The 12,730-nt window shown below is 72.0% G+C and carries 8 protein-coding genes; 2 read left to right on the forward strand and 6 right to left on the reverse strand.

The window, feature by feature from the left end:
* Positions 1–7 precede the first annotated feature (7 nt).
* The 6 genes from ACF1GV_RS11540 to ACF1GV_RS11565 all read right to left on the reverse strand — a co-directional run bounded on the left by ACF1GV_RS11540 (position 8) and on the right by ACF1GV_RS11565 (position 10,338).
* A complete protein-coding gene (locus ACF1GV_RS11540; protein ID WP_391679598.1) occupies positions 8–4,501 on the reverse strand; it encodes an aminotransferase class I/II-fold pyridoxal phosphate-dependent enzyme in 4,494 nt (1,497 codons plus the stop codon).
* A 145-nt stretch (positions 4,502–4,646) separates the two neighbouring features.
* Positions 4,647–5,705 (reverse strand): UDP-glucose 4-epimerase GalE, encoded by a 1,059-nt coding sequence (gene galE, locus ACF1GV_RS11545; protein WP_391678737.1) that lies wholly within the window; start codon positions 5,703–5,705, stop codon positions 4,647–4,649.
* A gap of 130 nt (positions 5,706–5,835) precedes the next feature.
* Positions 5,836–6,606: a GntR family transcriptional regulator gene (locus tag ACF1GV_RS11550; protein ID WP_391678734.1), complete on the reverse strand. Its 771-nt coding sequence runs from the start codon at positions 6,604–6,606 to the stop codon at positions 5,836–5,838.
* Positions 6,607–6,616: 10 nt separating this feature from the next.
* Positions 6,617–8,488, reverse strand: coding sequence for a 3D-(3,5/4)-trihydroxycyclohexane-1,2-dione acylhydrolase (decyclizing) (gene iolD, locus ACF1GV_RS11555; protein WP_391678731.1), 1,872 nt, complete (start codon positions 8,486–8,488; stop codon positions 6,617–6,619).
* Positions 8,485–9,378: a 5-deoxy-glucuronate isomerase gene (iolB, locus tag ACF1GV_RS11560; protein ID WP_391678728.1), complete on the reverse strand. Its 894-nt coding sequence runs from the start codon at positions 9,376–9,378 to the stop codon at positions 8,485–8,487. The genes iolD and iolB overlap by 4 nt, the downstream gene beginning before the upstream one ends.
* An 81-nt stretch (positions 9,379–9,459) precedes the next feature.
* Positions 9,460–10,338, reverse strand: a complete 879-nt coding sequence (locus ACF1GV_RS11565) for a deoxyribose-phosphate aldolase (protein ID WP_391678726.1) — start codon at positions 10,336–10,338, stop codon at positions 9,460–9,462.
* 301 nt (positions 10,339–10,639) lie between these two features.
* Between ACF1GV_RS11565 and ACF1GV_RS11570 the strand changes: the two genes are divergently transcribed.
* Together ACF1GV_RS11570 and ACF1GV_RS11575 are read left to right on the forward strand one after the other, a co-directional pair.
* Positions 10,640–11,653: a sugar ABC transporter substrate-binding protein gene (locus tag ACF1GV_RS11570; protein WP_391678723.1), complete on the forward strand. Its 1,014-nt coding sequence runs from the start codon at positions 10,640–10,642 to the stop codon at positions 11,651–11,653.
* Entirely contained in the window at positions 11,653–12,729 is a 1,077-nt protein-coding gene (locus tag ACF1GV_RS11575) for an ABC transporter permease (protein WP_391679596.1), read from the forward strand. The genes ACF1GV_RS11570 and ACF1GV_RS11575 overlap by 1 nt, the downstream gene beginning before the upstream one ends.
* Position 12,730: the final 1 nt, after the last annotated feature.

The following is a 12,730-nucleotide window of genomic DNA, read 5'->3' on the forward strand; positions in this document are numbered from 1 at the left end:
CGCCGCCTCAGCCGCGGTGCCGCAGTGCGCCCCGCGCGTCCAGCCCGGTCAGCGCCTCGCCGAGCCGGTCGATGTCGTCGTCGGAGTTCAGCGCCGTGACCTGGACACGGAAGCCGACCTGCTGGCGCGGCACCAGCGGATACGCCGCGAGAGTCACGTAGACGCCGTGGTCCCACAGGAAGTCGGCGACCGCCTCCAGTTCGGCCGCGTCCGCCAGCGGGATCTCCACGATGGGCAGCTCGCCCTCGCACGGCGTGTCCAGGTCCAGCGCGTGCACCAGGTCGAGCACCCGTACCGTCTTGCGGTGCAGATCGGCGCGGATGGCGTCCCCACGGCGCTCGTTGACCTCCAGACCGGCCAGGGCGGTCGCCAGCGAGGCGGTGGGGGAGGGGCCGGAGAACAGGTAGGGGGCGGCCGCGATCTTCAGATGGTCCTTCAGCGCGCTCGGCAGCGCCAGGAAGGCCAGCAGCGACGAGTACGCCTTGGAGAACCCGCCCACCAGCACGATCCCGTCGTAGGACGTACCGGTGTGCCGGACCACGCCGTTGCCGCGCGAGCCGTACGGGCACGGCTCGGTCGGCGAGCGCTCGCCGATGACACCGAAGCCGTGCGTGTCGTCGATGTACAGCGTGGCGCCGCGCCCCCGGCAGATCCCGGCGAGCACCGGCAGATCGAACACGTTGCCGCTCATGCTGTTCACGCCGTCCATGCACACCAGGCGCGGGGTGCCGGACGGCGCGTCCCGCAGCAGCGCGTCCAGTTGCTCCGGCCGGTCCGCGTGGAACCGGTGCAGTCTCGCACCCTGACCGCGGGCCGACACGCACCCCTCGTACACCGTGCGGTGGGCGGTGGCCTCCACGAACACATCCCCCTGCTCGGCCAGGAGCGGGATCACCGCGTGGTGGATGAGGGTGGCCGTCGGCAGCAGCAGGGTGTCCTCGGCGCCGAGCAGCGCGGTGAGCCGCTCCTCGATGTCCGGGTACAGCCGGGGGCTGCCCAGCAGACGCGACCAGCTCGGGTGGGTGCCCCAGTCCCGCACGGTCGGGCCGATCGCCTCGATGATGTCCGGATCCTGGTCGAAGCCGAGGTAGTTGCAGGACGCGAAATCGATCAGCCAGTGTTCGCCGCAGCGGATGTGCCGGCCGCGCACCTCGTCCAGTACGGCGTCACTCATCCGACTCGTGTGGCGCAGATGATCGAGGTCCGCCCAGCGGGGGTCGCGCCGGACCGGCGCCAGGTGGGCGGGCGTTCCGTCCATGGTGCGGTGTCCCCTCTCGAGGGTTGTCCCGCTGCCCGGGGAGGCGGTCGTCGCAGGCGTGCTCGCCGGGGGCGCCGGGACCTGAGAGGTCTCCCCGGCGGCCGCTGCGAGACCCGCCCGTGCCGCCCGGGCGCCCTCGGCCGGGCCCGGGCGCCGTGCCGTGATCACGGGCGCCGTCCGCCGCAGCAAGGCCTCCCCCTCGTCCAGCGGCATCGGGGGCGCGAACAGGTAGCCCTGCCCGAACCGGCAGCCCATGTCGGCCAGCAGCTCCCGCTGTGCCTGCTGCTCGATGCCCTCCGCGATCACTGTCAGGCCGAGGGTGTCGGCGATCCGGACGATCCCCTCGACGAGCGCCACCTGCCGTGGGTCGCGCGGCAGGTCGTCGATGAACGTCTTGTCTATCTTCAGTACGTCGAGGGGGAACTCCCGCAGATAACGCAGCGAGGAGAACCCGGTGCCGAAGTCGTCCACCGCGATGCGCACCCCGAGGCCCCTTACCCCGCCGATCGCGGAGTCGATCTGCTCGTCCCGCTGCATCAGCACGGACTCGGTGAGCTCCAGCTGCAGGGAGCGCGCGTCGAGAGCCGCCGTGTCCAGCGCCTGGCTCACCGCCCCCACGAACCCGGGGTCGCGCCACTGCCGGCTGGAGACGTTGACGCTGACGTACGGCGGCGCGGCGGGCCGGACGCGGCGCTGCAGCCGGGCGATGTCGGAGACGGCGCTGCGCAGCACCCAGGCGCCCAGCGGCGCTATCTGGCCGGTCTCCTCGGCGAGCGGGATGAACTGGTCGGGCGGTACCAGGCCGCCCGGCGCGTGCGGCCAGCGGACCAGCGCCTCGAAACCGACCACCGGCGGCAGCGACTCCGCGAGGTCGACGACGGGCTGGTAGCACAGCGAGAAACGTTCCTGTGCGATCGCGTCGTCGAGATGGGCGAGCAGATCGTGCCGCTGCGCCACCTGCACCCGCAGCTGGGGGAGAAAGCGGCGCCATTGGCGTTTACCTGCCGCCTTGGCCGCATAGAGCGCCATGTCGGCCAGGGCCAGCAGTTCCTCGGCGTCGGAGCTGTCGAGCGCGGTGGCCAAGCCCACGCTGGCGGAGGCGGTGACCGCCTCGTCGCCCAGATGGAAGGGGCGGCTGAAGGCCTGGATCAGCTGGGCGGCGAGCAGCTCGGCGTCCAGCGGCTGCCGGGCGTCCTCCATCAGCACCGCGAACTCGTCCCCGCCGAGCCGAGCCGCCGTGTCGGTACGCCGCAGGGTGTGCGCCAGCCGCTCGCCCACGGCCTTCAGCAGCCGGTCGCCGGTGGAGTGCCCCAGGGTGTCGTTGACGGTCTTGAAGTCGTCGAGGTCCAGGAAGAGCACGCAGGTCAGCGTGGACTCCCGGCGGCCGCGCAGCAGGGCGCGGGCGGTCCGCTCCAGCAGCAGCGTGCGGTTGGGCAGACCCGTCAGCGGGTCGTGGAAGGCCCGCTGGGTCAGCTCCTCCTCCAGCTGCCGCTGTTGCGTCACGTCCCGCAGGGTGACCACCACGCCGCCCACGGTGGTGTCCTGCCGGAGGTCGCTGCAGCGCACCTCCACCTCGACGCGGCCGTCACCGCGCAGCACCCACCAGTGGTCGTGCGCTTCGTGGCGCCCGTACCTGCCCAGCAACCCCAGGGTGCGGTCCACCCCGTCCCGGTCGCCGGGCGTCACCAGGTCCCGCAGCGCCGTCCCGGCCAGCTCGCTGCGGCCGAACACCGCCCGGGCCGAGGGGCTGGCGTACCGCACGGTGGTGTCCTCGTCGACGATGAGGATGACGTCCGAGGTGTTGCGCACCAGCGTCCGGAAGTACGCCTCGCTCTCCTTGCGCACGATCTCCTGCCGCAGCCTCACGCGCTCCATGGCGAGGCCCGCGTGCGAGGCGAGGATCTCCAGGGAACCGCGCACCTCATTCAGCCGTCGCTCCGGACCGGCCGCCACCAGCGCGCCCGCCGGCTCGGGGCCTTCGGCGGCGCCGGGCGCCGCCGTCGGGCACACCAGCGCACGGGGCAGCCCGTTGAGCCGGGTGGCGAACCGTGGGTCGAGCCGTTCCACGGGCACGGCGAGCGAGCGCTGCGACGGCTCGGTCCGACCGGCGCGGGCGCGCGGGCCGTCGAGGGAGGCGTACAGCTCCGCGGCCTGCTGCGTGGTGAGCAGCAGCGAGCGGTGCGGTGTCTCAGGCCCGAACAGGCTGCCGACCGCCCGCGTGCACGCCGCCGCGATCTCCTGCGGGGTCATGGCGGCCACCAGCGTGACGGTCGCCGTGCGCAGGGTCTGCTCCCGGGCCAGAGCCTTGCGGTGGGCGACGACCATGACCGTGAGCCGGAAGATCACCAGCAGGAACATCAGCGTCGAGAAGACGGCCAGTGCCGTCGCGTCGTGCACCCGGCCCATCCGCTCCTCCACCAGGAGCAGAGCCGGGGCGATCAGCGTGGCGGCGGTGAGCAGGACCAGACGGTGCCACCGCAGGAGCAGCGACTGCGGCGGAGGCTCTGCGGCGGTGAGCTCGGCCATGGAGGGGTGCAGCCCGGCCAGGCCCCAGGCCGTGTAGAAGATGACCCATCCCGAGTCCAGGGCCGTGCCCGCCTGCCAGGTGCCGTTGAGCTGGAGGAAGCCGTAAGTGATGTCGAAGCACAGCAGGGTGACGGTGCCCAGCACCAGCAGCTGCACCGCCCGGTTGGGGACGCCCCTCGGCACGAGCAGCCGGGCCAGCATTCCGAGGACCAGCAGGTCCCCTAGCGGGTAGGCGACGCTGATCGCCCGTTGCTGCCAGGTCAGCTGATCCTGGCCGGCCAGCGGCTGCACCAGGTACACCCAGACCGGCACGGCGACCCCCGCGGTGACGATCATCGAGTCGAGCAGGCTCGGCAGGTCGCGGCCCACCCAGCGGTGCCGGACCAGCCCGAACAGCCCCGCAGCCAGCAGCGGGTAGACGGCGAGATAGCAGGCGTCGGCGGGGGAGGGGAACGGGTTGGAGGCGTGGAAGTACTGCTCCGAGGCGTTGTAGTACGTGTCGCCGGCCGCGAAGGCCAGCAGCCCGGCCGCGAGCGCCAGCCACGGCCAGCGCACGGCGGGCCGGTTGCGCCGGACTCCGGCGAGGACGGCCAGCACACCACCCAGCCCGATCAGCGCCCACAGCGGGGTCCGCAGGGCGGGGACGAGCAGGTAGACGCAGGCGGCGGCCAGGATGGTCGCGAGATAAGCGGCCGGCAGCCGGCGGGTCGGCAGCACTGGCAAGCGCCTCCCAACGCGGAGGACACCGAGCTGCGGTCAAAGCGTCAACCTCGAGAAAGCATCTGAATACCGATCCTAGGCACGCCAGGCTCCGAGGCGCATCTTCGGCGCCGGCCCCAGGCCGAGTCCGCGGCGCCGGTGCTCACTCTTCCCCGGGCCCGGAAGGGCGGACGAAGTCGCCGTAACCGACCTGCCGGAGCCGCTGGTAGCGCCAGGCGTCACGGCACACGTCGTCCAGGCCGCGACTCGGGCTCCAGTCCCAGGCCCGGCCGATCGCCCCGGCGTCCGCGACCCGCCGCGCCGCGTCACCGGGCCGGGGCGGGACCACCTCGTACGGCAGCGCACGCCCGCACACCCGGGAGAACGCGGCGACGACCTCGAGCACCGAGACGCCCCGTCCGCTGCCCAGGTTGTACACGTGCAGCCCCGGCGCGTCGGCGAGATGGTTCAGCGCCAGCCGGTGCGCCTCGACGGTGTCCAGCACGTGCATGTAGTCGCGGACCGCCGTGCCGTCTGACGTGGGGTAGTCACCGCCGTACACCCGTACTCGCCGGCGCCGGCCCGCGGCGACCTGGGCCACCGACGGCAGCAGGGAGTCGTGCGTGCCGGGACCGCCCCCGCCCAGCAGCCCGCTCGGATGTGCCCCGGCCGGTGTGAAGTGGCGCAGGCACACCACCGTGTACTCCGGCCGGCGCAGGCAGACGTCGGCGAGAAGTTGTTCGCAGGCCCACTTGGAGGCCGCGAAGGGGTCCTCCGGGCGGATCGGGTCGCTCTCGGTGTGCGTGCCCTGCTCGGTGGGCGCGTAGAGGGCACAGGTGGAGGAGAACACCAGGTGGCGCACCCCGTGTTCGTGCATCGAGCGCAGCAGCGTGGTGGTGCCGCCGAGGTTGGCGTCGTAGTACTCCACCGGCCTGGTCAGCGAGGTCCGGGCCGAGGTCAGGGCGGCGAAGTGCACCACCGCGTCGATCGGGTGCCGGGCGAACACCGCCGACAGCGCGCGGCGGTCGCGGATGTCCAGCTCGTACACGGCGCCGACGAACCGGCCCGCGAGCTGCTCGACGCGGGCCAGGACCTGCCTCAGGGCGGGGGACCGGTTGTCGACCACGATCACTTCGTAGCCGTGATCGAGCAGGTCGACGCAGGTATGGCTGCCGAGGAAACCGGCCCCGCCGGTGACCAGGATCGTGGACGGTGCGCTCATGGACCTGGGCTCCTTCGCGCACGACATGGTGTACGTTTACGACGTATACCCGACTCTGCTCCGCCTGCGGCGCCCCGTCAAGTGCCCCGCCTGGCCAGCACTGGCCCCCTCCCGGGCCGCCACGGCTCCCCTAGGTCCGTACCAGCAACTGGAAGTCGAACGAGTAGCGCGACGCGCGGTAGATGTGGGTGCCGTGTTCCACCGCGCGGCCCGTATCGTCGTAGGCCGTGCGCTGCATGGTGAGGAGCGCGGCGTCCTGCTGCTCGTCCAGACGGGACGCCTCCTCGGCCGTCGCGCAGCGGGCGCCGACGCGTTGCCGGGCGCTGTGCAGGGTGATGCCGGCCGCGCGCATCAGCCGGTACAGGCCCGTCGTCTCGAGCCGGGCCGTGTCGAGATCGAGCAGTGCCGCCGGCAGGTGGTTGCACAGCAGGGCCACCGGCCTGCCGTGCGTGAGCCGCAGCCGCTCCAGCACGATCACCTCCTCGCCCTCGCCGATCCCCAGCGCGGCGGCCACCTCCGCGCTCGCCGGCCCCCGCTCGTGGCGCACGACCCGCGTCGACGGTCCCTGCCCGGCCGCCTCCAGGTCGTCGTACAGGCTGCTGAGTTCCAGCGGGCGCCGGACCTGGCGGTGCACCACCTGGGTGCCCACCCCGCGGCGCCGCACCAGCAGGCCCTTGTCGACGAGGGACTGGATCGCCTGGCGGACCGTCGGGCGGGACAGGCCGAGCCGGGTGGACAGGCCGACCTCGTTGCCGAGCAGGCTGCCCGGGACCAGCACGCCGCGGCCGATGGCCGCCTCCAGCTGCTGGGCCAGCTGGTGGTAGAGCGGAACCGGACTGGCCCGGTCCAGGGCGAAGTCCACCGCGTCCGTGCCAGGCCCCGCGGTGCGGGACGGCGTCATGGCTCCCCCCTCACAGGTGGCGGCGGCGGTCCGCCACCCGCTGCTCGTAGCGCGCGCGGGCGGCGACCGCGGCATCACGGCCCGCCACCTCGGCGACCGGCACGTCCCACCAGGCCTCGGCGCCGGGCGCGGTCGGCGCCGGGTTCGTCTCGACGTACACGCAGGTCGGCCGGTCCGCGGAGCGTGCGGCGGCCAGCGCCTCGCGCAGCTCGGCCACCGTCTTGGCGCGCAGCACCTCCATGCCGAGGCTGGCCGCGTTCGCCGCGAGGTCGACCGGCAGCGGCGGCCCGGTGAACGTGCCGTCGGCGGCCCGGTGGCGGTAGGCGGTGCCGAAGCGTTCGCCGCCGGTCTCCTCCGACAGACCGCCGATGGAGGCGTAGCCGTGGTTCTGGATCAGCACCAGCTTGACCGGCAGCCCCTCCTGGACGGCGGTGACGATCTCCGTCGGCATCATCAGATACGTCCCGTCGCCCACCAGCGCCCACACCACCGTGTCCGGCGCGGCCTGCTGCACACCGATCGAGGCCGGGATCTCGTAGCCCATGCAGGAGTAGCCGTACTCCAGGTGGTACTGGCGCGGGCTGCGCGCCCGCCACAGCTTGTGCAGGTCGCCGGGGAGCGAACCGGCCGCGTTGATCACCACGTCCGTGTCGCCGACGACGCCGTCCAGGGCGCCGAGCACCTGCGTCTGCGTCGGCACTGCGCTGTCGTCCGCCGCGCGGAACGCGCCGTCCACGACCCGCTCCCAGCGTTCTTTGCCCTCCCGGTACTCCGCCTCGTACGCCGCGTCGACGCGGTGCCCGGCGAGCGCCGCCGTCAGCCGCTCCAGACCGCTGCGCGCGTCGCAGACCAGCGTGCGCGCCGCGAGCTTGTGCGCGTCGAAGGCGGTGATGTTGAGGTTCACGAACCGCACGCCGGGATCGCGGAAGAGGGTCCCGGAGGCGGTGGTGAAGTCCGAGTAGCGGGTGCCGACGCCGATCACCAGGTCGGCGGTGCGGGCGAGGTCGTCGCACACGGCCGTGCCGGTGTGGCCGATGCCGCCCACGTCGGCCGGGTGGTCGTAACGCAGCGAGCCCTTGCCGGCCTGTGTGGAGGCGACCGGGATGCCGGTGGCGTCCACCAGCGCGCGCAGCGCCTCCTCGGCCTCGCTGTGGTGGACGCCGCCGCCCGCGACGATCAGTGGGCGGGACGCGGCCCGGATCTCCCGGACGGCCTCGGTGAGTTCGACGGGGTCCGGCGCAGGCCGCCGTACGAACCACACGCGCTCGGCGAAGAACTCCACCGGCCAGTCGTACGCCTCCGCCTGCACGTCCTGCGGCAGGGCCAGCGTCACGGCCCCGGTCTCGGCCGGGTCGGTCAGCACCCGCGCGGCCTGCAGCGCGCTCACCAGGAGGGCTTCGGGGCGGGTGATCCGGTCGAAGTAGCGGGAGACCGGTCGCAGAGCGTCGTTCACCGACACATCCGCCTCCACCGGGTGTTCCAGCTGCTGGAGCAGTGGGTCGGCGGGGTGCGCGGCGAAGTAGTCGCCGGGCAGCAGCAGGACCGGCAGGCGGTTGATGGTGGCCAGGGCGGCGCCGGTGACCAGATTGGTGGCGCCCGGGCCGATCGACGTCGTCACCGCCATGGCGGACAGCCGGTTCAGATGGCGGGCCCGGCCGACGGCCGCGTGCACCATGGCCTGCTCGTTGCGGCCCTGGTGGTACGGCATGACGTCCGCGTACTCGACGAGTGCCTGGCCGATCCCTGCGACGTTGCCGTGACCGAAGATCCCCCAGGTGCCGGCGATCAGCCTGCGGCGCACGCCGTCGCGTTCGGTGTACTGGGCGGCGAGGAACCGCACCAGGGCCTGGGCGGTGGTCAGACGGAGGGTGCGGGCGCTCATCGGGACGTCTCCGGGGCGGTGTAGAGGGGCAGTCGGGGGTCGACGGGCTGTGCGGGCCAGGTGTCGCGGATCCAGGCGTGGTCGGGGTGGTCGCAGATCAGCCAGGACCGCTCGGCCTCGGGGCCCGCCATGACGTTGAGGTAGTACATGTGGTGGCCCGGCACCGCCATGGACGGCCCGTGCCAGCCGTCGGGGATGAGGACGACGTCGCCGTCGCGGACCTCGGCCAGCACGTCCGTTCTGCGGCCCCGCCCGGAGGGCGAGACCCGCTGGTAGCCGAGGCCGGGTGTGGCGGCGTGGGCGGCGAACTCGAAGTAGTAGATCTCCTCCAGCACCGACTCCTCGCCCGGACGGTGCTCGTCGTGCTTGTGCGGTGGGAAGGAGGACCAGTTGCCGCCGGGCGTGAGTACCTCGACCGCGATGAGCTTGTCGCAGTCGAAGACGCCGGCCGCCGCGAAGTTGTTGACCTGGCGCGAGCAGTTCCCGCTGCCGCGCAGCTCGACCGGTACGGAGGCGGCGGGCCCGTAGCGGGCGGGCAGCCGGCGGGCGCAGCGGGCGCCGGTCAGCGCGAAGCGGCCGCCGGCGGCGGAGGTCACGGTGGCGCGGGCGTCACGCGGGGCGTAGGCGAAGTCGCTGACCCCGCTGAAGACGTCCGCCCGGCCCGCCAGCTCGAAGGTGTGGTGACCGAAGTCGTCGGCCACGGCGACCGTGCAGGAGCCGCCGAGCGGCAGCACGATCCACTCGCTGTCACCGGTGTCGAAGGTGTGCGATCCGGCGGCGGGAAGCTCCAGCACCCGCAGGGCGGAGTACCCCCAGCCGGCCTCCTTGGGACCGATGTCGACGGCGTAGGGCCCGGCGGCCGCCTTGCCCGCGGGCAGGTGGTACGTCATGAACTCCTCCGTTTCACAGCACGCGCCGTACAGCGGACCTCTGACGGCACGCCCGTACAGCAGACCTTCCCCGGCGGGGCCTCACAGCAGTCCGACGGCCGTGTCGACCGCCTCCTCCACACTGCCCGCGGCCGGGTAGAGCAGCGAGCGGCCCACGACCAGGCCGTGGACGGTGGGCAGTCCGAGCGCCTTGCGCCAGCGTTCGTAAGCGGCGTCCTGGTCGTCCCCGACGTCACCGCCGAGCAGCACGGCGGGCAGGGTCGAGGCCTGCAGCACCTCGCCCATGTCGTCGGGGTCGTCGGTGACGGGCAGCTTGAGCCAGGTGTACGCGGAGGTGCCGCCGAGGCCGGAGGCGATGGCGATGGAGCGGGTGACGGCCGGCGCGGACAGGTCGTTGCGGACCCGGCCGGCCACGCGGCGCGTGAGGAACGGCTCGACGAACACCGGCAGCCGCAGGGCCGCCATCTCGTCGATGGTGCGGGCGGTGGCTTCCAGCGTGGTGAGCGAGCCGGGGTCGTCGTAGTCGATGCGCAGCAGCAGCTTGCCCGCGTCGAAGCGCAGCCGGGCGAGGTCGGCGGCGCGGTGCCCGGTGAACCGGTCGTCCATCTCGAAGGCGGCGCCAGCGAGCCCCCCGCGGTTCATCGAGCCCATCACAACCTTGCCGTCCAGCACGCCGAGCAGCAGCAGGTCCTCCAGGATGTCGGCGGTGGCGAGCACCCCGTCGACCCCGGGCCGGGTCAGCGCCGTACACAGCCGCTCCAGCAGTTCGGCCCGGTTGGCCATGGCCAGGTGCCGGTCGCCGACGGCGAGCGCACCGCGGGCCGGGTGGTCGGCGGCGACGATCATCAGCCGCCCGGAGCCGTTCAGCAGCGGCCGCCGGACGCGGCGGGCGGCGGCCTCGGCGACGGCCTCCGGGTGCCGCGCGCGAACTGCGGCGAGGTCGGGGATGCTGAGAGTCAAGACGTCGCTCCGTTTCCGCGTCAGGGCTACGCCCGCGCCCCTGGGGTAGGGATCGACCACGTACCGGCGGGCCTGCCGCCTCCCAGGTGTAGGTGGCCGAAGCCGACGCTGTCAATGCTTTGTACTTACATTCGGACCTGCTCGTGAAATGATGTCTTAACAAAGTATTGACAGCGGACGCCGCAGCGACTTGTATCCCGTCCCAGCGCAACAGCCGTGGGACACGGCTCTCGATCCCCTCCCTTCCCCGTCGCACACGTCTTCCCCCGTCGCACACGTCGCACAGTGAGGTGCAGGAAAGATGGACCGCTCTTCTCACTCCCGCAGACTCGCCCCGGTCGTGGCCCTGGCCGCGGCGGCGGCCCTGGCCCTCGCGGGCTGCTCCAGCAGTTCCGGCGGCAAGAAGTCCGAGGAAGGAGGGGCCGCGGCCTCCGCCGGCAAGGCCAACACCCCGCGGATGACGGTCGCCCTGGTGACCCACCAGTCGCCCGGCGACACCTTCTGGGACATCGTCCGCAAGGGCGCCGAGGCCGCGGCCGCCAAGGACAACATCAAGCTCATCTACTCCGCCGACCCCAACGCCGGCAACCAGGCCAACCTGGTGCAGAACGGGATCGACCAGAAGGTCGACGGCATCGCCGTCACCCTCGCCAAGCCGGACGCCATGAAGGGCGCCGTCGCCAAGGCCAAGAGCGCCGGCATACCCGTCGTGGGCCTCAACTCCGGTGTCAGCGACTGGAAGAAGCTCGGCCTGCTGGAGTTCTTCGGGCAGGACGAGACCGTCGCCGGCGAGGCCTTCGGCAAGAAGCTCAACGAGGTGGGCGCCAAGAACGCCGTGTGCGTCATCCAGGAGCAGGGCAACATCGGCCTGACGCAGCGCTGCGACGGTGTCAAGAAGACCTTCTCCGGCTCCGTGCAGAACCTCTATGTCAACGGTACCGACATGCCGTCCGTGAAGTCGACGATCACCGCCAAGCTCAAGCAGGACACCGGCATCGACTACGTCGTCACCCTCGGCGCGCCCTTCGCGCTGACCGCGGTGCAGTCGGTCGGCGACGCCGGCAGCAAGGCCAAGGTCGCCACCTTCGACCTCAACAAGGACCTCACCAAGGCCATCAAGAACGGCACCATCCAGTTCGCCGTCGACCAGCAGCCCTACCTCCAGGGCTACCTGGCGGTCGACTCCCTGTGGCTCTACAAGAACAACGGCAACTACAGCGGCGGTGGCGAGCAGCCGGTGCTCACCGGTCCGGCCTTCGTCGACAAGTCCAACGTCGACCAGGTCGCGAACTTCGCCGCGAAGGGCACCCGGTGATCGGTATGACCCAGCAGGCTGCGCCGGCGGTGGGGACACCGCCGGCCCCCGGCCCCAGGGGCTCCGACGGCCGCACCCGGCAGCGCTCCCTGGTGTTCCGGCTGCTCGCGCGGCCCGAGGTCGGCGTCTTCCTCGGCGCCGTGGCCGTCCTGATCTTCTTCCTCATCGCGGCCCCGACCGTCCGCCAGGGCAGTTCGATGGCCACGGTGCTCTACCAGTCGTCGACCATCGGCATCATGGCGCTGCCGGTGGCGCTGCTGATGATCGGCGGCGAGTTCGACCTGTCGGCCGGCGTCGCGGTGATCACCTCGGCCCTCACCGCGAGCATGCTGAGTTTCCAGCTGAGCATGAACGTGTGGACCGGCGTGGCCGTCGCCCTGATCGTCTCCCTCGGCATCGGCGCCTTCAACGGCTGGATGGTGGTGAGAACGGGGCTGCCCAGCTTCCTGGTCACCCTCGGCACCTTCCTGATCCTCCAGGGCGTCAACCTCGCGGTGACCAAACTCGTCACCGGCAACGTCGCCACCGACGACATCAGCGACATGGACGGCTTCGGCCAGGCGAGAAAGGTCTTCGCCTCCTCCTTCGACGTCGGCGGTGTCCAGGTGAAGATCACGGTGGTGTGGTGGCTGGTCTTCGCCGCACTGGCCACCTGGGTGCTGCTGCGCACCAAGTACGGCAACTGGATCTTCGCCGTCGGTGGAAACAAGGACAGCGCCCGGGCCGTCGGCGTGCCCGTGAACTTCACGAAGATCACGCTGTTCATGACCGTCGGCTTCGGCGCCTGGTTCGTCGGCATGCACAACCTGTTCTCCTTCAACACCGTGCAGTCCGGCGAGGGCGTCGGTCAGGAGCTGATCTACATCGCCGCGGCCGTCATCGGCGGCTGCCTGCTCACCGGCGGCTACGGCTCCGCGATCGGCCCGGTCTTCGGCGCGTTCATGTTCGGCATGGTCAACCAGGGCATCGTGTACGCCGGCTGGAACCCGGACTGGTTCAAGGCGTTCCTCGGGGTGATGCTCCTCGGCGCGGTCCTGATCAACCTGTACGTGCAGCGCACCGCGACGAGGAGGTGAG

This window comes from Streptomyces sp. NPDC014006 (genome assembly GCF_043088925.1).
Taxonomy (GTDB): Bacteria; Actinomycetota; Actinomycetes; order Streptomycetales; family Streptomycetaceae; genus Streptomyces.

Bases quoted from the DNA above. Each gene is read 5' to 3' on its own strand.
- iolD (WP_391678731.1), bottom strand. From the start codon at position 8,488: ATGAGCGCCCGCACCCTCCGTCTGACCACCGCCCAGGCCCTGGTGCGG.
- galE (WP_391678737.1), bottom strand. From the start codon at position 5,705: ATGAGCGCACCGTCCACGATCCTGGTCACCGGCGGGGCCGGTTTCCTC.
- iolB (WP_391678728.1), bottom strand. From the start codon at position 9,378: ATGACGTACCACCTGCCCGCGGGCAAGGCGGCCGCCGGGCCCTACGCC.
- ACF1GV_RS11570 (WP_391678723.1), top strand. From the start codon at position 10,640: ATGGACCGCTCTTCTCACTCCCGCAGACTCGCCCCGGTCGTGGCCCTG.
- ACF1GV_RS11550 (WP_391678734.1), bottom strand. From the start codon at position 6,606: ATGACGCCGTCCCGCACCGCGGGGCCTGGCACGGACGCGGTGGACTTC.